Source organism: Pseudomonas hamedanensis (assembly GCF_014268595.2).
Taxonomy (GTDB): Bacteria; Pseudomonadota; Gammaproteobacteria; order Pseudomonadales; family Pseudomonadaceae; genus Aquipseudomonas; species Aquipseudomonas hamedanensis.
Genome location: NZ_CP077091.1, coordinates 1,842,319 through 1,863,696 on the forward strand (window position 1 = coordinate 1,842,319; position 21,378 = coordinate 1,863,696).

The window sequence follows — 21,378 nt, forward strand, 5'->3', positions numbered from 1 at the left end:
TCAGCTCCGTCGACTGGCGCGTTGACTGCGGTAAGTGTCGAGCACTACCGCGATCACTATCACCGCACCCGTGATGATGCGCTTGGTCGGTTCGGTCGCACCGATCTGGGCAAGCCCCGCCGCCAGCACGGAAATAATCAACACGCCGAAGAACGTACTGATCACCGAGCCACGCCCGCCCATCAGGCTCGTGCCGCCGATTACCACGGCAGCAATCACTTGCAGTTCCAGGCCCGAACCGGCATTCGGGTCGGCCGCTTCCAGACGGGAAATCTGAAACAGCGCAGCGATCCCGGCCAGCAGACCCATCAGGCTGAACACCAGAATTTTGTAGGGTTTCGGATTGATCCCGGCCAGGCGTACCGCCTCTTCGTTGGTGCCGATGCCGATCAGGTAGCGGCCGAACACCGTGCGGGTCAAAACGGCCTGGGCGATGAAAATCACCAGCAAGGCAATGATGAATGACGGCGAGATGCCGAAAGCGATCGGGTTCGACAGCCAGGCAAATGCATCGCCAATGTAGGCAGTCCGCGACCCGGTCATCTGATAGGCCACGCCCCGGGCCATTTCCAGCACACCCAGGGACACGATGAACGATGGAATCCGCCAGGCCACGGTGATCGAGCCAGTGATCGTGCCGGCCAGCGCCGCAACCGCCATGCCGAGCAACGCAGCTGGCAATACGGCCCAGCCCCAACCGAGAATGGCAACGCTGACCGTCGACGCCGCCAGTGCCAGCACCGAACCCACCGACAGGTCGATACCGCCAATGATCAGCACGAAAGTCATACCGACCGCCAGCACCATCAAATCGGGAATCTGATTGGCCAGCGTGCTGAACGTGTTATAGGACAAAAAGTGGCTGCTCAACATCGAGAACAGCGCGACCATTGCCAGCAAGGCACCGGCCAGGCCGAGATAAGTGCCCAGGCCGTAGAAATTGCCACTACGTTTGCCGGCAGGAGATGCAGTTTTCATGGGAGATCCCTAGGCGCCGCTTCGTTGAGCAACGCATCACGTTTTTGGTAGCCGGCGAACGCGGCGGCAAGCAAATCATCCTGGGTCCAGCTATCGCGCTCGAAAGTGTCGATCAGGCGCCCTGCCGACAGCACGCCGATCCGGTCGCAGATCAACATCAGCTCACGCAAGTCACTGGAAACCACCACCAGCGCTTTGCCCTGGCGAGTCAATTCACCGAGCAAGGCATAAATGTCGAACTTGGCGCCGACGTCGATGCCGCGGGTAGGCTCATCGAACAGCAGCACCGAACAATCGCGCTCCAGCCAGCGACCAATCACCACTTTCTGTTGATTACCGCCCGACAGCTCCGACACCAGTTGTGTCGGGCTGGAACTGCGGATACGCATGGCATCAATCTGACGCTGGGCCAAAGAGATTTCGTCGCCGTTATTGACGAACCCACCACTGGAAATTTCCGGCATGTTGCCCAGCGCGATATTGGCGCTGATCGACTGGCTGAGCAGCAAGCCCTCGCCCTTGCGATCCTCGGTGATCAAGGCAATGCCGTGGCGCACCGCGTCGACCGGTGACCGCACACTGACCACCTGAGCCGGCGAACCGAGTGCGATGCTGCCGCTATCGGCAGTATCAGCGCCGAAGATCAACCGCAGCAGCTCGGTACGCCCTGCCCCGATCAGTCCGGAAATACCGAAGATTTCTCCGGCACGCACTTCAAAGGACACATCGCGCACCTTGTCCGAGCGGGTCAGGCCCTTGACCGTCAGCGCCGCAGCGCCAATCTTGCGCGGCCCCATGTCGATGTGCTCGCCCAGTTCGCGACCGACCATCAGCGTGACCAGTTGCTCGCTGTTGTAATTGGCCATCGGCTCGACGCAGACCAGATTGCCGTCGCGCAACACGGCAATCCGCTGAGCTACGCGGGCCAGCTCTTCGAGGCGATGGGAAATATAAATGATGGAAACACCGCGAGCCTGCAGACGAGTGATCTGTTCGAAGAGCATTTCGACTTCGCGCGCGGTGAGCATCGCGGTCGGCTCGTCGAGGATCAGCACATGGCAGTCACCGATCAGGTTGCGCGCAATTTCGACCATCTGCTGATGACCGATGCCCAACTCGCCGACCAGCGTATCGGGATCGATCGCGTCGAGACCGACCTGCGCCATGGCTTCGATAGCGGCCTTGCGCAGTTGCTTGCGACTGATCCAGCCGCCGTGACTCGGCAGGTTATCGAGAAACAGGTTCTCCGCCACCGACAACGTCGGCAACAGATTGAGTTCCTGCATGACCATGCGCACGCCGAGGTCTTCGGCCTGGGTACGGCTGCCAGGGCAGTATTCTTTGCCCTGGAATTCCATGCGGCCGGTGGTCGGGGTGACCAGGCCACCGATGATCTTCGAGAGGGTGCTTTTGCCAGCGCCATTCTCGCCGGTCAGCGCCAACACTTCACCACGCATCAGCGTCAGATCGATGCCGCTGAGCACCGGTTGCGCATAAGTCTTACCGATACCGCTGACCGAGAGGACAGCGTTCGGGGCGGAAACTGACATAAAAAACTCTCCATGCGCTCGCCCGGACGGACGAGCGCCGTTGTGTCGCCAGAAGACTTATTGGGTAACCAGTTCGACCGGCGTTTCGATCACGCCATTGGCAGCGCCGTCGACTTTCTCGCCCTTGATGATTTTCAGCGCGGTCTCGATGCCGAATACAGCTTGTCTGGCGGCGAACTGATCAGCCGTCGCCAACACGCGACCGTCCTTCAACATCGGTTTGATGGCGTTGATGTTGTCGTAGCCGACCACTTTCACCTGACCGGCCTTGCCAGCGGCACGCACCGCGGAAACGGCACCGACCGCCATGCTGTCATTGCCAGCCAGCAGCGCCTTGATCTGCGGGTATTCGCTGAGCATGGAAGAGGCGACCTGATTGCCCTTGTTGATTTCCCAGTCACCAGACTGCAGCGACACCACCTTGATCTGCGCCGCGTCCATCGCGTCCTTGAAGCCGGCCGTGCGTGCTTGAGCATTGGTCGTGGTGGAGACACCTTCGATGATGCCGACCTCGTCGCCCGCCTTCAGTTGCTTGGCAAGGTATTCGCCGACCAGACGTGCACCCTTGCGGTTGTCCGGCCCTACGAATGGGACGCTGATGTTCTTGCTTTTGACGATGGCAGGATCGAGCTGGTTGTCGATGTTGATGACCGTGATGCCGGCATCAACGGCTTTCTTGATGACAGGCACCATGGCCTTGGAGTCGGCGGGCGCGATGACCAGCGCATCGACTTTCGAGACGATCATCTGCTCGACGATACGGATCTGGTTCGCGGTGTCGGTTTCGTCCTTGATGCCGTTGGAAATCAGGTCGAAATCGGCAGCGTGTTCTTTCTGGTAAGCCTTGGCGCCGTCTTCCATGGTCAGGAAGAATTCGTTGGCCAGAGACTTCATGACCAGCGCGACCTTGGGTTTTTCAGGGGATTCGGCGAATGCCGACGAGACGGGTAGTGCGGCGGCTGTGGCAGCCAGCATAGCGACAGCAAGAAGACGTCCAGCGAATGGCAGCTTCATGGGTTCACTCCGATCTTATGATTATTGTGAGCAACGCTCGCGCTGGCGTAAGCTTCATCGCTTCTCCCGGCCTTACCGCGCCGCATGAGTCGCGCAAACGTTTGCGTAGACCGAACTATGCGAATCCCGCCGACATTTGTCAACAATCACAAATCGTCATTTATTGTAGGGCGAATCGTCCGACCCGCCCTTTCGCTGCTTACACCGTGGTGCTGACAAAATTACCGCTGGTAGTGCTCTTGGACATTTCCTTTACCAGCGAACCGGCCACTTCCGCCAGCGCTGCGCTGGTCTGTGCGATCTGCCCCTGAATGGCCATGAGCGCCTGCGACTTTGCCTCCGGCGTCGGATAGCTGCGGGCCTGAGCGGCCGCCAGTTGCTGCTGCTGTTCCTGCAACTGCTTTTGCAGTTCCTGCATCCGCTTTAGCAGCATCTTGACGGTGACGCCCAGGTTATCGCCGCTTTCAGCCTTGCTGTCTGCTGGTGCAGCAGGACCACCACCGGTTCTGACCTGCGTGACGTCAGCCTTCTCGGTGCTAGACGCCTCGGCAGAAGCATCCGCTTGCTCCTGATTCATTGTGTTGATCGTTGCCGCGGTCTTGCCGCCGATCGTGACAGCGCCAGGATTTGTAAAACCGACCGTCAGTGACATGGGAACTCCCTACGTTTTAGTTTCCTTGAACACCCATCGGCCCGAACGAATGTTTCTTTAGCAGAAAGACGCAAATCGGCAATCCGCATAACCGGACAGAACCGGTAGTCCCTTTCGGAGAGCCGAACAGGAAGACGCGCAGTGTTCGGAAACCCGGATAACCGACTCACTCCGCAATTTGAAGATTTATAAAATATTGATGCAAATCATCGAGTTAAACATTTTTACGGCGCAAAGTACGAGTGGTACAGATCCTGCTCCGTTCATTGCACCCCAGCCTCCAGATCGGCTCGGGGCGCATCTAGATGAACCTGCATCAGCACCGTCTCACTACTAGAGAGAAAAATAATGAAATCTGCTTTCAACACTTTGGTTCCGGGCGCTTTGGCCCTCCTCCTGCTCCTGCCCACCGCCCTTCAGGCAAAAGAAGTCGAAACCCAGACCAAGCTCGCTAACGTCGTGGTACTTGCCACTGGCGGCACCATCGCCGGTGCCGGTGCGAGCGCCGCCAACAGCGCCACCTATCAAGCCGCCAAGGTCGGCGTTGAACAACTGATCGCCGGCATTCCCGAGCTGAGCAAGCTGGCCAATGTACGTGGCGAACAAGTCATGCAGATTGCCTCCGAAAGCATCACCAACGAAAACCTGCTGCAGCTGGGTCGTCGCGTGGCCGAACTGGCCGACAGCAAAGATGTCGACGGCATCGTCATCACCCACGGCACCGACACCCTGGAAGAAACCGCTTACTTCCTGAACCTGGTAGAGAAAACCGACAAGCCGATCATCGTGGTCGGCTCGATGCGTCCGGGTACCGCCATGTCTGCCGACGGCATGCTCAACCTGTACAACGCCGTGGCCGTGGCCAGCAGCAAAGAAGCTCGCGGCAAAGGCGTGCTGGTGACCATGAACGATGAGATCCAGTCCGGTCGCGACGTCAGCAAAACGATCAACATCAAGACCGAAGCGTTCAAAAGCGCGTGGGGCCCGATGGGCATGGTCGTTGAAGGCAAATCCTACTGGTTCCGCTTGCCAGCCAAGCGCCATACCATGGATTCGGAATTCGACATCAAAACCATCAAAAGCCTGCCGGACGTAGAAATCGCCTACTCCTATGGCAACGTCAGCGATACCGCCTACAAGGCCCTCGCGCAATCCGGCGCCAAGGCGATCATCCATGCCGGCACCGGCAACGGCTCGGTGTCTTCCCGCGTTGTCCCGGCCCTGCAAGCGCTGCGCAAGGATGGCGTGCAAATCATTCGCTCATCCCACGTCAATGCTGGCGGCTTTGTCCTGCGTAACGCCGAACAACCGGATGACAAGTATGACTGGGTGGTCGCGCACGACCTGAACCCGCAAAAAGCCCGCATCCTGGCGATGGTCGCACTGACCAAAACCAACGACAGCAAAGAGCTGCAACGGATGTTCTGGGAATACTGATTGACCCTCGCCCGATCCAGTCTGGACCGGGCATTCGATTCATCACTCGCCTGATCGGCGGGTGATGCCCCGTCCAGCATCTTTCCTACAAAAAACTCGACGCGCCTTACACCAAAATCTGAAAACCGCTGTCAGAGGATTTTCTTGAAATTTAAGCAGTTGCGAAAATGCTTACAGTTAAATACTGTATGCACGTACAGCTTAATAAGGATAACCTCGTGACCACCTCTCCTGATGCTCCTGACGCTTACGAACGCATGGGCATGCGCGTTCAGAAAATCATCAACTCCCCCACCGCACAGAAAGCCAAAGCCGCACTGATCTTCCGCCTGCCAGACGAGCCGATGGACCAGTGGGAGCGTCTGCTTGAGGAAATCGACGAGAACGACAACGTCACCCTCGCCTACCGCGACGACGGTGGCGTGCAGATTTTTTGGGTTGTGCCGAAGGAAGATTGATTCAATGATTGTCCGCTGTTTTGCTCTACTGCTGCTGTTCGTCACCGTGGGTGCCTATGCTGGCGCTCCCCGCACATTCACTGAAGCCAAGAAGGTCGCCTGGACACTGTACGCACCGCAGTCCACCGAGTTTTACTGCGGCTGCAAATACACCGGCAACAGGGTCGACTTGAAGGCGTGTGGTTACGTTCCGCGCAAGAACGCCAAACGCGCGTCTCGTATCGAATGGGAGCACATCGTGCCGGCCTGGCAAATCGGCCATCAGCGCCAATGCTGGCAAGAAGGCGGGCGTAAAAACTGCACACGCTACGACCCGATCTATCAGAAAGCCGAAGCGGATTTGCACAACCTGGTACCGAGCATCGGCGAGGTCAACGGTGACCGCAGCAACTTCAGCTTCGGCTGGCTGCCAGTGCAGTCCGGCCAGTACGGCTCATGCCTGACCCAAGTCGACTTCAAGGCAAAGAAGGTCATGCCCCGCCCGTCGATTCGCGGAATGATCGCGCGCACCTATTTCTACATGAGCAAGCAATACGGCTTGCGCCTGTCGAAACAGGATCGGCGCTTGTACGAAGCATGGGACAAGACCTACCCGGTGCAGGACTGGGAGCGTCAGCGCAATCAAAGCGTGGCGTGCGTGATGGGACGAGGCAACGAGTTCGTCGGCCCGGTTAATCTGAAAGCTTGCGGCTGATCAATCGCGACAAAAAAAAGGGCCTCGAACAGAAATGTTCGAGGCCCTTTTTTACGCCTGAACACCAGGCTTGGTGTCGCGCCAATAGCCCATCAGGTTGAGCGCTTCGCGGGGAATGCCGCACTCCTTGATCAAGTACCTGCGCAGGCTCATGACCGCGGCACTTTCTCCGGCGATCCAGCCATAGAAACCTTCACTGGCCGTCTCGGCAACTTCCCAGAGAATGTCTTTATCGATATCGACCTCAGCCAACTCTACCGCCTGCCCCGCAGCTGGCTGCACGGGCAGGATTGCATGACGCACTGCCTCCACCATCAGAGCACCGGCAACCACCGCGTCGGCTTGATCGCGAATCAGCCATTGCACCGCGAGCCCCGGCCAGTCCGGCACGGCGAGCATGTCTTGCGCGCTGTCGACTTCGAAGAATGCCTGCGTTTGCGGTGGCTTCGCGAGGGTCGCCAACTCATCGAGAATCCCCATGGCCGCCGGCAATGCCGTCGCATCCGCGACAATCAGCAACTGCGTGAGCGTTTTTGGGGGCTTCCATTCAAACCCACCGGTTTCTTTCGCTGAAAACTGCTTGTCAGGCGCAAGAATCTGCATCGAGTCCCCTGGCTGCGCTCGCAACGCCCAACGCGATGCCGGACCGGTTTCCCCATGCAATACAAAATCGATATCCACCTCGCCCTGTTCGGCACGCAGATGCCGGATGGTATAAGTGCGCATTGCGGGACGACGATCCGCAAGCATCGACTTGAATCGAGCGTACCAACCTTCTTCCCGGACAAGCTTTGAGTGCGTGCCGTCAGCGGCAGGAAAAAACAGCTTTACTCGTTGGTCCGGTGCCCACGTTGCCATTTCGGTGACTGGCGGCCCCGTCAGCGTGAGCCGCATCATGTGTGGACTCAATTGCGTTTTGCGGTGCAAGGTAACATCGAACAGCCTGTAGGGATTGGCGGAAGCCATCGGGCGCTCCTTGTGGAAATCATCAGCGATTCCCTTGAAAACGAATCGCGCCGGATCGCCTTTAGGCAACTCCGCCGAATGGCATGCTTACGGCGCGATCGGATGTTCGACCAACACCGATTCAATGTTCTGCTTTTTGGCTTTCACCAAAGCCGCATCAACCTGCACCTTGCGCGCTTCAGCTTCAGCCCGGGAATTGAACGGTCCGATGAGAATCCGCGTCTTGCCGCTGCTGTCCTTGATAACGGTCGGAACGAAAGCATGCTCGATCAACCAGCCACTCAGATCGCTGACGGCCTGAGGGGTTTCGCCACGCACCTCGAGATCCCACTGCGGCGCCGATGCCACCGCCGGCGCAACCGCCGCTTTGGGTTTTTGCTCCTCTACAGGCTTGCCTTCACCACACCCTGCCAATGCCAGTGCCACGACCAACCAAACCAATTTGCGCACAACGCTTTCCTCGGAATTCTCAAAGCGGCGATCTTAACATTCATAAATACTTCGCGAGCCCCGCAAAATGGGCACAAAACAACGAGATTGATGATTGCAGCCTCTGTATAGTTACGCCCTGGGAATTAATGCCGCTTCTGCGCGTCAGAAAGAGGCACCCAAACCGTGAGACTTCGCACTAATCTATACGTACCACCGACTTCTGCACTGTCTGAATCAGGTGCCCTACAAAGCAATCAAGGAGAAGACCATGCTGATACTCACCCGCAAAGTCGGTGAAAGCATAAACATCGGTGATGACATCACCATCACCATTCTGGGCGTCAGCGGCCAACAGGTCCGCATCGGTATCAACGCTCCGAAAAATGTTGCCGTGCACCGCGAAGAAATCTATCAGCGCATCCAGGCTGGCCTGACCGCCCCAGACAAGCCACAGACACCCTGAGCCACCCGCAGTCAGTAGCCAGTTCGTGTGCCTGCGCGCAATGACTGGCTAAAGATTCACGCGCCGTTTTGCCATCCGCTCCCCACTCCACTGGGTACGGCGCTTGAAACACCGGAACACTTCGTTACGCCTCCCCTTCCCTCTTGCCGCACGATACTACCTGCCATTCCTGTCACTGACTGTCGGACGTTTCCGATAGCGCACGGGGAATTCGCGCTCCTACCCCAAAGAGATGCCCCGCGCCATACCCGTCGCCGCGATGACCATGAGCGCCAGCAGCAGCGCTTCGACGTGACTGAGACGCGCAAACAACCTTGCTCGCCCGGTATCAGACACCACTCCCCGCGCCTTGCCGATCCGCCATTTAATCAATGTGATCATCGGTGCAAGCTCGACTAGCAAAATCAGTACAAACAGCGTCATCTTCAGATGAAACAGCGGTTGATGAAGGTAATAGTCAGCACCTTTTTCGTAGCCACCAAAGGCTCGCATTCCACCGGTGATGAGCAAGATCAGCGCCGACACTCCCCAGAGATTATCGGCCAGCAAAACCCGCCCGACCTCTCCCGTACCGGCCGCCAGACGACTGAACGCCGCACCACGCGTCAGCACGGCCCAGAAGCCCAAGGCAAAAGCCAGAAGATGCACAGCGGCGAGGAACCAGTGACTCAGCATCGCTACCCCCAATCGGCAATCGTTAGAAAATCGGCCAGTCAGTAGTAGTCGAAAAAACCGCAACGTGCCGCGGCGTATCGCGGGTGTCGCGAGACAGCGAAGAAAAAACGAGGGGGCGGGAGAAGCCAAATCGCAGGCAAAAAAAATCCCAAGCAGCTGATGGAAGCTTGGGATTTAAAAATGCATAAACCGTGGTGGTGAACGCGGGACGGATGTTACTTAAATTCACAACCCTCAACAAGGCTTTTTGGATAACCGGTCGGTTAAAAAAACTCGTAACCTGTTAAATATCCGACAGATTTACGCTTCGTCCGGCATCAACCTCTTTCCCGGAACGTCCAGACTGAATCATGCATTCTCGAGCGGCCACAATCGTGGGGGCAAGCATGGCGGCAAGGCAGAGGTTGTTTAAGTCGGCATGTCTAAAAGTACAGGAATGGGGCCTCTGCAAAAGTTTTGCAAATCGCAGACAACAAAAAAGGGCCCACCTTTCGGTGGGCCCTTCCAGACCGCCCAGCAGAGCGGATTTTGTTTGGTAGGCGCGATTGGACTCGAACCAACGACCCCCACCATGTCAAGGTCTGCTAGAAGCATGCTCCTAGCCCTGCTGCTCTTGGACTTCACAGAACGCCCATTCACATCTATGAGGCGTCAACAATGGCAAATTTCCGCTTACTTCCGTCCGGCAACTGGAATGCTCAGGTACGGGTTAAAGGCAAATCTCCCCAGTCGAAAACCTTCAGCACCAAGGCCGAAGCAGAGTCATGGGCGAAACAAATCGAAGCCGTGACGTTGGATCGCAAGCGCCACACCATCTATACGCTCGGGATGATTTACTGCGAAACCATGCTCAAGAGTAAAGGAAGCTACAACCACGCCCTAAAGATCGTTGAGCACCTAGGCAAGCATTTCACGCAGCCTATTCATGAAATCACGCCGCAGATGATCAATGACTTCAAGATCATGCGATTGAAGAAGGTCAAGCCGTCCACGTGCAGAACGCAGCTCGCATTCATGTCACGCTTCTATCGATTCGCTAAACGTGGGTTACTGATAGACATTCACAACCCCGTGAGTGATATCGCACTCCCAAAGCCTGATCGATCCTCTGACAAGGTGGTACGTGCAAGCGAGCTTGAGCGATTACTGGCGAAGCTTTCTCCAACAATGAAGCTCATCGTTGAACTGGCATATGAGACTGCCATGCGGCGCTCTGAAATCCTGAAACTGAACAAAGACTGCCTGCACCTCAATGAGCGTATTGCCGACGTGATCGACGGAAAGAACGGAACGAGGTCTGTCCCCCTCACCCATCGTGCTGTTGAAATCCTTCAACTCGCCGAACTCTGGGCCACCGTAGATCGCCATCCGCATGGCTTGATCTTCACTGTCACACCCCACGCAGTCTCTCAGGCTGTCCGTCTGGCACGCGTAAAGGCTGGACTTGATAGCAGCGTCAGGTTGCACCAGCTCAGGCACACCAGAATCACCAATGTGGCGAAGAAAGGATTCAACAACGCCCAAATCATGATCGTCTCAGGACACAGAGATACTCGATCCGTAGCGCGGTACTCTCACTTGAACGTCAGAGATGTGCTGCACCTTATTGATTGACCAACCCAATGGGCTGCCAGCCTCGATTAACTGGAGGGTTGGCGGCCTCGGAAACTCGCTCAAACCATCGATAAACCCCAGCAGAACCTTCATTGATTTCTTCCTACTCCAATCACCCAGCTCCATTCCGCCCAGTATTTACGGGGTGAACTGATCGTCTGGGCTAAGCAAAGAGCGGTCTCCACTTCGAAAATTAGTTTCTGATTAAATTTCCCATGTCAACCTTTGATCTTGACCACTCATCGAAATCGTGTATAATTCTCAGCCTACCCAGTAGGTAGACAGACAATGTTGAAGCCTCCGCCGCGACCACCGAACAGGTGTCTTGCAAGGGGGCTTTTTCACGCCTGTGATTTACCAAACCAAGCCGGCACAACCCGAGAGGAATGCCTATGCAAATGAACTGACAAAGGAGAACGACAATGGAATTCGACTGCCCAGCTTTTACCGCAACACCCCTCATTCACGCTGACGGATTGCTCATCAAACCAACTACTGGCGAAATCGTTGGCTACGACGACAAACCTTCTGTCTTCAGTGAACGCCCTGACTACCAGCCAGAACTCAGCAAATGCCGAAGTGCTGACGATCTGAACGAGGTCCTGTCACACGTAGACCGCCGCAAGCTGCCTTCACATACTCTGCGCTCCCTGACTGACGCTCAGGACCAAGCCCATGGGGTATGGCGCCGGACAGGCATGGACTGTCGTATCACTGTCCCAATGATGCACACTCTCCACAAACTGCATGGGCTGGTTCAGTACCGGAACATCATCATCATGTCTCAGGCTGATCTGGCGAAGGCGCTGGGTACGTCAGAATCGAATCTGTTGAAGAAACTGGGCACGTTGATCAGCAGCAATATGGTCAGAGTCAGCACCTCACGACATGGCGGCATTCGCACAGGCGAGATCAAGCTGACGGTAAATCCTCGCCTTATCTTCCGTGGCGACGACCATGCACGGGAGGAATACGTGAAGCACTGGTATCTGGACCCAGCAGACGACAGGTCGATTCCTGCCGAGGCCGCACCGAAAGTCGCGGCATAGCTCACATCACTTTTTCAAAAAAGCTACGCAGGAATCTTGCCGCAAACCACGAGCTTCAAGGGGTTGGGGAAAGTCCTATTATATACAAGGATTTTCTCGCACCAGACCGACAGGTCTAAGCTCGATACACCTCGACCGGAGGTCGTAGCTCAATTACCTAAAGTGTTACTGGGGAATAATATTGATGACAATCAATTCCCCTAAAAGAAAGGTATAACCGTGTGTCGCCGCGACACGGTGTCATCCTTTCAACTCCGTTGATTATCTCTTCACCATACCATCAAGAACGGCAGTTCTTCTGGAAGTTGTGGTTATGTGTTTATTTATCTGGATGATAATCCAAGTGGTGTCGCAGTTGAGTTGAGGTGCGGAGAAATTGGGCGTTCGCCCGAGGGATGTCCTTCTTTGAACATCCGTTCAGGATGCCGCCAGCTAACGTAGGTGCGAACGGTCCAGTGACGCTGGTAACGCACTCGCTCTATGGTTTAATGCTCTGCTTACCACTTGGACTCCTGTCCGCTCTCAATCCACGTTTCATTTCTACGTTTACCACTGGCCCCTAGAATCTGCCTAATCTGTTTGTCAATCTTCCTGTTGTGCCAGTCATTGCTCCGCATGGTGATGCCCCAGACGAAGAGCCAAATCCCACACGTAGGGATGCACATCAGCAGGTGCAGGATGTGATTGGTCTTTCTCTTCTGACTGGTCAGATAGTAAATCTGATCGTTCATGTTCGTCCTTGTTCGACTGAAGGTTGGTCCTAAGTAATTGGTTCACGTCAGTTCTCGAGCAGAATCAACGCAACCAGCCATTGGCTGTCATGGCTGTTTTACCGCTGGGAAGCTGAATAAGTGCTGACTTATCGCCGTCCTTGGGACCTTCTATGAAATTCACCTTGGTAGCAGTAGAGATCGTTCGGCACTTGCCTGAACTGATCAAGCGTTCGGCCTCATCTTCATCCTGATCAAGCGACGCCTCCACCATCTTTGTCCAGTCCCCTGCTTTGTAACAAACCACCGAACCAGCTACCAGCGTTCGCTTTGGGTAGGTGTCTGCCACAGCGGCAGCAGATGCGATTAGTGGTAGCAGACACAGCAAGCGAGAAACGTTCTTCATCAAGCGATCCTTCGAAAAAGCAATGAGTAGGATCAGCATAATGCCACTACCAAATGAAAATGTAACGATTGGTGTGTCACGCTTTGGTGTGTTCACGATTAGACAGCATCCCACCATCATCCACGGATGCATACAAACCAGACACTCAGAACAGCTTTCGGCCAAAGAATCCGCGACCTTCGCAAACAGCAGGGCATCAGCCAAGAAGCCTTTGCGGACAAATGTGGATTCATGCGGACCTATATGTCACGTATAGAAACAGGCACTGCCAACCCAAGCCTTGAAGCAGCCAAGGTGCTCGCGGACGGCTTGGGAATGACACTATCCGACTTGCTCCGCGATCTTTGAAGAGCTAGTCCCCATCTCGCACCAAGCCACTCCAGTCCCCGATTGTTCACAGAGCCTCAAGCAGCAAGCATTGTTGTGGCGGAGCAGCCGCTTTACATCGGTCCTACGATCTCTGACGAAGGATGCTCACGAAATAGAGGCCGTCCAAACTAGTCATGGACGGCCAAACACTCCTATCTCAAATCTAACTAGCTCTGTTGCACCGGATGAACCAATAGTTGCCACAAGATTCTAGCCCCAACTGAATGTTGACGATGGTTCTGTGGTGGAAGGGTGTGCCCTCCTGCTATTGCGATTTCATCCCCACATCCAGTGCACTTGTAGATACCTGCATATGGAGCCGAGGTGCCCGGAGTGTGGGTTTGATCGAACGCCGCATCCTCACTGTGGGTCAGGGCCTTTCCATTCTTATAGAGTGCCATCTTCAATCCTTCGTTAATGCCATCCCATCGTGGCGGCTTAACTATAGCCTTAAGCCATGATGCTTGCAGTTGTCCTGATGCAGCATCATAAAACGACCGTTAAACGATACCTTCCGGACGGGCGGCATTACGCACCATAAAAATAGTCTTCGTACATTGATGATACCTTGGCATACTGATGCCACGTTAAATGATACGGAGCCTTCACCATGTCACGCACATTCCTGTACTGCCGCGTTTCCACTGCTGGGCAATTCACCTCCAACCAAGTGCAGGAAGTTAAAGCTGCTGGCTTCGATGTGCAATCGAGCCGCGTAGTCGAGGAAACCATTTCAGGCAGCATCGCCGCCAACGAACGCCCCGGCTTTCAGAAGCTGATGGATCGTATGGAATCTGGTGACGTGCTGATCGTTACCAAGTTGGACCGCTTAGGTCGCAACGCCATGGATGTGCGTCAGACAGTCGAGCACCTTGCAACCACAAGAATCCGTGTTCACTGCCTCGCCCTAGGTGGCGTAGACCTCACCAGTGCAGCGGGTAAGATGACCATGCAAGTGTTAGGGGCTGTCGCTGAATTTGAACGTGATTTGCTGATCGAGCGTACTCAACAGGGCCTGACCCGTGCCAAGGCTGAAGGTAAGAAGCTAGGACGCCCAGAAGCAACCGACACGACAGCATCAGTGCAGCGCCTGAAGGCCAAAGACATGACACAGGCACAGGCAGCAGCCGAACTCGGTATTGGCATTGCCACAGTCAAGCGTCATTGGAATAAAGCCTGACGCCCAAAAGATTCGCCCCGGCCCCATTTAGGTAGGTGTATACCGGAATGAAGATTGAAGTGTAATACCTCCACAGGCCACGCTCTGTAAGGGTTTCAGCTCACACCGTCATGCACACCAGTGTCCGAAGTTACACAGCAGCCACAACGACCAACAACGTAAGCACGAACACACAGCCCGCTCTGTCGCGGGCTTTTTCATGTCCTCAATTCAGGCAGTCACAACGCTGTATCACCAAGCGTCTGACAGCACCTACGAGCAACGCCATTACAACTCAATACAGCCCAACACTTGCCCCTGATTGACTCCCCAGAAGCCTTGTGAGCAGCCACAGAGGATAAGCCGTGCGTAGGGTTTCCATCACTTATTTTAGAATCACTCAGCTTTCAAAACAGCGTGGCCGTGTTCGCGTTAAGAGGGTGTCTCTTTAACCCCCGCTTTCAAAACGCAACACACCACACAGCCCATTCATTATTTTTGCCAGTTAGATTTGAAGCAGTTCCAACAATGCAAAGTCTTTCCGGGTGGCGGCGGGGATTTATACCGTAAAAGATCATTCGTCTGGTGAAGGCTCTGAAGTCATGAATTCACTCTCAAAGAACATGAAACCCTCTACAGCTCTTGAAGAGAAAAGCACCCCCATTCTACTCATCTTTTCGCTATACCCAAGATCACGAACGCTCATGATGAGTTCAATCTGATACTTAACCTTCTCCGAGAGCAATGACAGCAAATAGGAGATAAACTCCCGAACGACAGAGTAGTTAGCCTCAATATATTCAAGCTTGACACTTTCGATTCTAACGCCAAGCGTGTCCTGCCATAGATCACCATACTCGTACTTCACTGGCACGCTACCATTAAAGTACACCTCACCGATTTTTAGCTTGTTGACGTTAAAGTTTCCGTGCAGCAAATCGTTCCTGTCATTCATGAGCTGATAGAAGCTTCTACAAGAGACGTGTGAATGATCAACCGGTCGCTCAAGTCCCATGCAGTTAATATGCAGTAGTTGTAGTCTATTTGATATCGTGTCTGAAACAAAGTTCCTGTACTTGAGGTCGTCTTCCCTCATCTCGCTTTTGGCTAGTGCGAAGATTAAAAGATTGATGAAGGTTTCTGCCAGCACAGGAAGCATGCACCTCAAGCCGAATGCGAGTCCGGTGCCGAAGGTGTATCTTTCAGCCATCTCCGAAAATCTTTCTTGATAGGTTTGCATTTCCTCTGCGGAGGTGGGGGTATGCACTCTGTCTACTGCTGGTGACAAGTTAAGCTCTCTCAGCTTGTTGAGCTGAGTCTCAATCGTTGATTCTATGCTGTAGTAAGGATTCACAAACTCAGTCCACTTTTCAAGCTGCATACGAATGGCCGTCATCTGCTTGCCATAAGCACCAAGGTCTGCCCTGATTTGCGATACAAGATTAGCTTTGGTAATTTCTGGCCGGTTAAAACTTCCTAAAAACTGAACTTCGGTACGGTAGTTATGACCTTGAAACATGACCATGCCGTCATCATTCATTAGGGTCCATTCCCAATGTATTAAGTTATCGGAAGAATCATTCCTCAGAAAATTCATGAAACCATTAGGTGGGCCATACTTGGCGTAGAGGTAACAGTAGATGCTTATTGGTCTGATTTCGTTTTTTAGAATCCAACCCGAAAAGCCTTTTGGCTGACGCTTTTCTATTAGAATCTTGACCAGTAACTTAGGCGGGATCACTTCCAGTTTTAGAAAGTAGTCCTGGCGATCTTTGTCCAAGGTTCGCTCCTTATTTAAGAAAAGGCGTTAGCTCGCCTTGGCTCTTCGTACTCCCGTCGACATTACGGATATCTCGGCCAAGCTCCGCCAAGCGATTCAAGACCTCAATACAAATCGTAGCTCAGCTCAACACTACCAAGCACGGAATTAAACGCCGAATTAGACCGCAAATAACTGGTTGACGCAAAATCCAAAAACTGAGCACTCATCATAATCAAACGCAACAACGAAAAATCAGTGAAGTTTATTATTGTTAAGTAGTGGGACCTTCTATCCTCTTCACAAAAACCATTGGAATCGCTCAACTTTTCATCAACAATCCTGACCATGTTGTAAAAAGTTCTTGTGAGCCCATATATCTGATCTGTCGAGTCAGCGCGCTCCAAATACTCAACCACAAGCCCAACGTCGGCCCCTGAACGCCGAAGCTGCTCAACGTCATCCTCAATCTTTATAACGGCCTCGCCACCCGAAAACCTTGCTAAGGTGCCATCTACATCAATGCTTAACCGAAAAGAATCAAAGTAACTTTTTTGCGAGTCAAGCATATTAAAAAGCTGCATTTCGAATGAGCGGAGCCTTTCTGTTTTCCTTGAGGCCTCCACCTCTGCTTTCAATTCCTTATTAGCTTCCACCTGTATAGACAAAGATCGAATAAGCAAAACTATAGAGACAAAACTTAGCAAAGGGTTTAGAATACCACCAATATAATCCCCAAGCTGCCCCCACTGCTCGGGATCGTCAGAAACAGGATAATGAAGATTTAGGTAGAATTGTGCAAAATAGGAAAACAGCACTAGGAACGCTAGGACTGCAGATATGACCACGTACTTATTAAGCATCGATGAAGCCAACTACTAGATACTTAACCACACGCCCATCCAGAAGGCGTATAGGATTTGCAACCAGTTCAAGATAATCCCATCTCTCGACTTCAATACCGTTATTTTTATCAAGGTTTTCAGAGAATTTCTTTTTCATGGCGAAGTCAACGTCCCTGTAGTTTACCCGAAATCCGAACGCTACAGTTTCCTCCTCCCCTTCTAGCTGAAGCCTTCCGTTACCTGTATTCGTGTTGAAGCGCCTAATACTAGCCATCAGATTAAGCCTTTCGTCGGTTTTTGTAGCTTGAACAGCGTGAACTGTGTCTTTGGTAAACCTCGCTAGTGGAATTCTCTCCTCGAAACTCTTTCGGTACTTAACTGACACATCATAATCAAACTTGATAGCAACCTCATGAACGTTCTTCATTACAGAAAGCCGAAGCTGTTTGATTAAATCTTCAGCATTATCACCGAGCTTATCTAATACTTTTTGAGCCTTATCAGAGGGATCATGCGTTTCGATGTATAGCGCCTCCTTCATGAAGTACCCCATGAGCTCCGTGAATACGGAGTTACCTATTCTCCGCAACTCTTTCCGAGGCTCTTCATCCAGCACATCCAACCTAAAAGAAAGGCCATACGAACCTTTGAATGTCTTCTTTAGTGTAGTTCGTATACTACTCTTAGCTGTGATTCTTTCAGGAACCTTCCCGAGTAATAGTGTCTCACCAATCATTCGTGTGGCGTCAGATATTCCCTGCATCGTATCTAACCCGGATTTCATATCAACTTCGTATTCTGCGGTATCGATAACGATGTCCAGATTGACTGGCATAATGCTCCTTGACGGGGAAATGGTATCCCCAAATTTTAGTCCTCAATCCCTAGGGCTTCCATCTTCATTAGATGCCGCCAACCGGGCTGATATGGCTGTTAGCCATCAATCGCTTTATACCTCACGCGTCGGCACTTTGCACTACGTTTCAGGCTCGTCGCAAGGCGGACATATCTGAAGACAAGCCCCCTCCAATCACAGGCAGACTGGAACGGCCGTGAACGGTTCGGAAAAGACGTGGAGTGTGCATCATCCGAGTCTGTTGGCGATGAGAAATAAGAAAGGCATTATTGACACGCAAGTGCACCACTTAGGTGTACCTAAACGCTGTCACACTTCGAGAGTTTCGAGAAATAAATCCTTGAGAATTCAAGAATTTGGATGGTATGGGTGACAACTCCGCTAGCCACACCCCGACATACAATTTCACCGTCGCGGCTAGCAACCATCACGTCACACGCTCACTAAGACCCCTCCACAGCACAACGCGCCACTCCCCTCCTGCGACATACAGAAGAATCACAGCTAAGGACAGACCTTGTAGGCGTTCACATTGCCCAGTGTGAACGAACCCGATATTTTGTGAACGTTCTGCATGAAATCCGAAGCACAAAAAAGGGCTCACCTTTCGGTGAGCCCTTCCAGACCGCCCAGCAGAGCGGATTTTGTTTGGTAGGCGCGATTGGACTCGAACCAACGACCCCCACCATGTCAAGGTGGTGCTCTAACCAACTGAGCTACGTGCCTGCTGTGAGGCGGCATTCTACGGAATTCCGTAGGGGTGTCAACACCTTTTTTTCACCTAACCCTATGAATATGCAAAATATTTAATTTCAGCGTGCCGACAGAGATTTTCAGTGGCTGGCGGAGGTTTTTCAACTCGGGTAGGATCGGCGCACTCGTAAAATATATTAAACAGAGGCTGCAGGATGGCGAACACCCCTTACCCAGAGTCTTATTATGCGGCGTCGGCCAATCCCGCACCGCCACGCCCTGTCCTGCAGGACGATGTAGAGACGGATGTCTGCGTGATCGGCGCCGGGTATACCGGGCTGTCCTCTGCCCTCTTCCTGCTGGAGAGCGGTTTTCGCGTGACGGTACTGGAAGCGGCCAGGGTCGGTTTCGGTGCCTCGGGGCGCAATGGCGGGCAGATCGTTAATAGCTATAGCCGTGATATTGATGTGATCGAGCGCAGCGTTGGCCCTCGGCAGGCGCAGATGCTTGGGCAGATGGCTTTCGAAGGCGGCCGGATCATTCGTGAACGCGTGTCCACGTACAACATCCAGTGCGATTTGAAGGACGGCGGCGTGTTCGCCGCCCTGACGGCGAAGCAGATGGGCCATCTGGAATCGCAAAAGCGCCTTTGGGAGCGTTTCGGCCATAGCCAACTCGAACTGCTCGATCAGCACCGGATCCGCGAAGTCGTGGCTTGCGATCAGTACGTGGGCGGCATGCTCGACATGAGCGGCGGACATATTCATCCGCTGAACCTGGCGCTCGGCGAAGCGGCTGCTGTCGAATCCCTCGGTGGCACTATTTATGAGCAGTCGCCTGCGGTGCGCATTGAGCGCGGCGCCAATCCGGTCGTGCACACCCCGCAAGGCAAGGTCAGGGCGAAATTCATCATCGTTGCCGGCAACGCCTACCTCGGCAATCTGGTGCCGGAACTGGCCGCCAAATCGATGCCCTGCGGCACGCAGGTGATCGCCACGCAACCGCTGGGCGATGAGCTGGCAAACACCCTGTTGCCGCAGGATTACTGCGTCGAAGACTGCAATTACTTGCTCGATTACTACCGCCTGACGGCTGACAAACGCCTGATCTTCGGCGGCGGCGTGGTGTACGGCGCGCGGGACCCGGCGAATATCGAAGCGATCATTCGCCCGAAAATGCTCAAGGCCTTTCCGCAACTCAAGGATGTAAAAATTGATTACGCCTGGACGGGCAACTTCCTGCTGACCTTGTCGCGCCTGCCGCAGGTTGGGCGTCTGGGTGACAACATTTATTACTCGCAGGGCTGCAGCGGCCACGGCGTGACTTATACGCACCTCGCCGGCAAGGTGCTGGCCGAGGCGTTGCGTGGGCAGGCTGAGCGTTTCGATGCGTTCGCTGATCTGCCGCATTACCCGTTCCCGGGCGGGCAATTGCTGCGTACGCCGTTTGCGGCGATGGGGGCCTGGTATTACGGGTTGCGGGATAAGTACGGCCTATAAACACCATTGTGGCGAGGGGATTTATCCCCGTTGGGGTGCGCAGCGCCCCCTCTTGAGCAGGAGGGGACTGCTGCGCAGCCCAACGGGGATAAATCCCCTCGCCACAGTAGATTCAGCAAGGCTTTGGATCAGAGCTGGTCGCGGGCAATCCCTCTGCGAATCCGCAGGATATCCGCCAGCACCGCCAAGGCAATTTCTGCCGGTGTCTTGCTGCCAAGATTAAGACCGATCGGCGCATGAATCCGCGCCAGTTCCGCCTCACTCAAACCACCAATGCGCCGCAAGCGCTCGAAACGCTTTTGCGATGTCTGCAGCGATCCCATCACGCCGATGTAGAAAGCGTCAGTGCGCACCGCTTCCATCATCGCCAGATCGTCGATGCGCGGATCGTGAGTCAGTGCCACCACCGCCGTGTCGCGATGACAACCGCCATCGGCAATAAACATCGATGGCAATTGCCGACGGATTTCCACGCCGTCGAGCAGCACACCTTCAAGCACCTCGTCGCGCGGATCGCAGAGAATCACTTCAAACCCGAGCCCAAGCGCAAACTCGGCGCACGCCTGCGCCACACTGGAATAGCCGGCGAGCAACAAGCGCTGCGCCGCGCCAACACGAATGCGTACCCGATCGTTTTCGCGCGCAATCCGCGCACCCTGCTCGCCATCAGCGAACAGACTGCGCGCACCACTGACCAGATCGATCTCGCGAATCAAGCGACGCTGCCCCAACAGCGCCGATTGCAATTCTCGCAAGTGCATCAGCACCGCGCAGTCGGCATCTAGTTTCTCGACCAGCACATCGAGAATGCCGCCACACGGCAGACTGACCCGCGAGCGCGGGTCCTCGCCGGCGCCGTAACGCACGATGCTGACCGGATCGAAAAACGCACCTTCGGCGACGCGCTCGAGGAAATCCTCTTCGACGCAGCCACCAGACAGCGAACCGATCCACTGTCCACCATCGTTCACCGCCAGCAGCGATCCTGGCGCACGCGGTGCCGAACCGTAAGTCGTCAGCACCGTGCACAACCAAATGCGCCGCCCCGCTGCCGACCACTCCAGCGCCCGCCGCACCACTTGCAGATCAAGATGCTGCAT

General features: G+C 54.3%; 21 protein-coding genes and 1 tRNA gene. 9 read left to right on the plus strand and 13 right to left on the minus strand.

Annotated features, from left to right (window positions below):
• The 4 genes from HU739_RS07920 to HU739_RS07935 all read right to left on the minus strand — a co-directional run bounded on the left by HU739_RS07920 (position 1) and on the right by HU739_RS07935 (position 4,194).
• Positions 1-978 (minus strand): ABC transporter permease, encoded by a 978-nt coding sequence (locus tag HU739_RS07920; RefSeq protein WP_186551936.1) that lies wholly within the window; start codon positions 976-978, stop codon positions 1-3.
• The gene (locus HU739_RS07925; RefSeq protein WP_186551937.1) at positions 975-2,528 is read right to left on the minus strand and encodes a sugar ABC transporter ATP-binding protein; all 1,554 of its coding nucleotides are present in this window, start codon (positions 2,526-2,528) and stop codon (positions 975-977) included. The genes HU739_RS07920 and HU739_RS07925 overlap by 4 nt, the downstream gene beginning before the upstream one ends.
• 57 nt (positions 2,529-2,585) lie before the next feature.
• Positions 2,586-3,542, minus strand: a complete 957-nt coding sequence (locus tag HU739_RS07930) for a sugar ABC transporter substrate-binding protein (RefSeq protein WP_186551938.1) — start codon at positions 3,540-3,542, stop codon at positions 2,586-2,588.
• Between the two features lie 199 nt (positions 3,543-3,741).
• A complete protein-coding gene (locus HU739_RS07935) occupies positions 3,742-4,194 on the minus strand; it encodes a hypothetical protein (protein WP_186551939.1) in 453 nt (150 codons plus the stop codon).
• Positions 4,195-4,542: 348 nt separating this feature from the next.
• Between HU739_RS07935 and HU739_RS07940 the strand changes: the two genes are divergently transcribed.
• The 3 genes from HU739_RS07940 to HU739_RS07950 all read left to right on the plus strand — a co-directional run bounded on the left by HU739_RS07940 (position 4,543) and on the right by HU739_RS07950 (position 6,783).
• Positions 4,543-5,631 (plus strand): asparaginase, encoded by a 1,089-nt coding sequence (locus HU739_RS07940; protein ID WP_186551940.1) that lies wholly within the window; start codon positions 4,543-4,545, stop codon positions 5,629-5,631.
• Positions 5,632-5,819: 188 nt separating this feature from the next.
• Positions 5,820-6,089 (plus strand): DUF1654 domain-containing protein, encoded by a 270-nt coding sequence (locus HU739_RS07945; RefSeq protein ID WP_186551941.1) that lies wholly within the window; start codon positions 5,820-5,822, stop codon positions 6,087-6,089.
• Between the two features lie 4 nt (positions 6,090-6,093).
• A complete protein-coding gene (locus tag HU739_RS07950) occupies positions 6,094-6,783 on the plus strand; it encodes an endonuclease (protein WP_186551942.1) in 690 nt (229 codons plus the stop codon).
• A gap of 51 nt (positions 6,784-6,834) precedes the next feature.
• Here HU739_RS07950 and HU739_RS07955 read toward each other — a convergent pair whose 3' ends face one another.
• Both HU739_RS07955 and HU739_RS07960 read right to left on the minus strand, forming a co-directional pair.
• The gene (locus HU739_RS07955; protein ID WP_186551943.1) at positions 6,835-7,749 is read right to left on the minus strand and encodes a siderophore-interacting protein; all 915 of its coding nucleotides are present in this window, start codon (positions 7,747-7,749) and stop codon (positions 6,835-6,837) included.
• 87 nt (positions 7,750-7,836) lie between these two features.
• Positions 7,837-8,199 carry an SPOR domain-containing protein gene (locus HU739_RS07960; RefSeq protein WP_186551944.1) on the minus strand — a complete coding sequence of 121 codons (363 nt, stop codon included), beginning with the start codon at positions 8,197-8,199 and terminating at the stop codon, positions 7,837-7,839.
• Between the two features lie 250 nt (positions 8,200-8,449).
• Here HU739_RS07960 and csrA point away from each other — a divergent pair, with 250 nt between their 5' ends.
• Positions 8,450-8,644 (plus strand): carbon storage regulator CsrA, encoded by a 195-nt coding sequence (gene csrA / locus HU739_RS07965; RefSeq protein WP_003179932.1) that lies wholly within the window; start codon positions 8,450-8,452, stop codon positions 8,642-8,644.
• A 219-nt stretch (positions 8,645-8,863) separates the two neighbouring features.
• Here csrA and HU739_RS07970 read toward each other — a convergent pair whose 3' ends face one another.
• On the minus strand, positions 8,864-9,319 hold the full coding sequence (locus HU739_RS07970) for a DUF2214 family protein (RefSeq protein WP_186551945.1): 456 nt from the start codon (positions 9,317-9,319) through the stop codon (positions 8,864-8,866).
• Between the two features lie 657 nt (positions 9,320-9,976).
• On the opposite strand from HU739_RS07970, the gene HU739_RS07975 reads away from it, so the two are divergent.
• Both HU739_RS07975 and HU739_RS07980 read left to right on the plus strand, forming a co-directional pair.
• Positions 9,977-10,933: a tyrosine-type recombinase/integrase gene (locus HU739_RS07975; protein WP_186551946.1), complete on the plus strand. Its 957-nt coding sequence runs from the start codon at positions 9,977-9,979 to the stop codon at positions 10,931-10,933.
• A gap of 422 nt (positions 10,934-11,355) precedes the next feature.
• Entirely contained in the window at positions 11,356-11,982 is a 627-nt protein-coding gene (locus tag HU739_RS07980; protein WP_186551947.1) for a helix-turn-helix domain-containing protein, read from the plus strand.
• Between the two features lie 795 nt (positions 11,983-12,777).
• On the opposite strand, the gene HU739_RS07985 is transcribed toward HU739_RS07980, so the two are convergent.
• The gene (locus tag HU739_RS07985; RefSeq protein ID WP_225922850.1) at positions 12,778-13,302 is read right to left on the minus strand and encodes a hypothetical protein; all 525 of its coding nucleotides are present in this window, start codon (positions 13,300-13,302) and stop codon (positions 12,778-12,780) included.
• Here HU739_RS07985 and HU739_RS07990 point away from each other — a divergent pair.
• Together HU739_RS07990 and HU739_RS07995 are read left to right on the plus strand one after the other, a co-directional pair.
• Entirely contained in the window at positions 13,225-13,446 is a 222-nt protein-coding gene (locus HU739_RS07990; protein WP_186551948.1) for a helix-turn-helix domain-containing protein, read from the plus strand. The genes HU739_RS07985 and HU739_RS07990 overlap by 78 nt on opposite strands.
• A gap of 631 nt (positions 13,447-14,077) precedes the next feature.
• Positions 14,078-14,647 (plus strand): recombinase family protein, encoded by a 570-nt coding sequence (locus tag HU739_RS07995; RefSeq protein WP_186551949.1) that lies wholly within the window; start codon positions 14,078-14,080, stop codon positions 14,645-14,647.
• A gap of 553 nt (positions 14,648-15,200) precedes the next feature.
• Here HU739_RS07995 and HU739_RS08000 read toward each other — a convergent pair.
• From HU739_RS08000 to HU739_RS08015, 4 genes are all read right to left on the minus strand, one after another.
• Positions 15,201-16,406, minus strand: coding sequence for a hypothetical protein (locus tag HU739_RS08000; RefSeq protein ID WP_186551950.1), 1,206 nt, complete (start codon positions 16,404-16,406; stop codon positions 15,201-15,203).
• A gap of 104 nt (positions 16,407-16,510) precedes the next feature.
• A complete protein-coding gene (locus HU739_RS08005; RefSeq protein WP_202884249.1) occupies positions 16,511-17,203 on the minus strand; it encodes a hypothetical protein in 693 nt (230 codons plus the stop codon).
• A gap of 37 nt (positions 17,204-17,240) precedes the next feature.
• On the minus strand, positions 17,241-18,065 hold the full coding sequence (locus tag HU739_RS08010; RefSeq protein WP_186551952.1) for a hypothetical protein: 825 nt from the start codon (positions 18,063-18,065) through the stop codon (positions 17,241-17,243).
• A 670-nt stretch (positions 18,066-18,735) separates the two neighbouring features.
• Positions 18,736-18,812, minus strand: a tRNA-Val gene (locus HU739_RS08015).
• Positions 18,813-18,994: 182 nt separating this feature from the next.
• Here HU739_RS08015 and HU739_RS08020 point away from each other — a divergent pair.
• On the plus strand, positions 18,995-20,278 hold the full coding sequence (locus tag HU739_RS08020; protein ID WP_186551953.1) for an NAD(P)/FAD-dependent oxidoreductase: 1,284 nt from the start codon (positions 18,995-18,997) through the stop codon (positions 20,276-20,278).
• Between the two features lie 128 nt (positions 20,279-20,406).
• Here the strand turns inward: HU739_RS08020 and HU739_RS08025 are convergent, their stop codons facing one another.
• A complete protein-coding gene (locus HU739_RS08025; protein WP_186551954.1) occupies positions 20,407-21,378 on the minus strand; it encodes an XdhC family protein in 972 nt (323 codons plus the stop codon).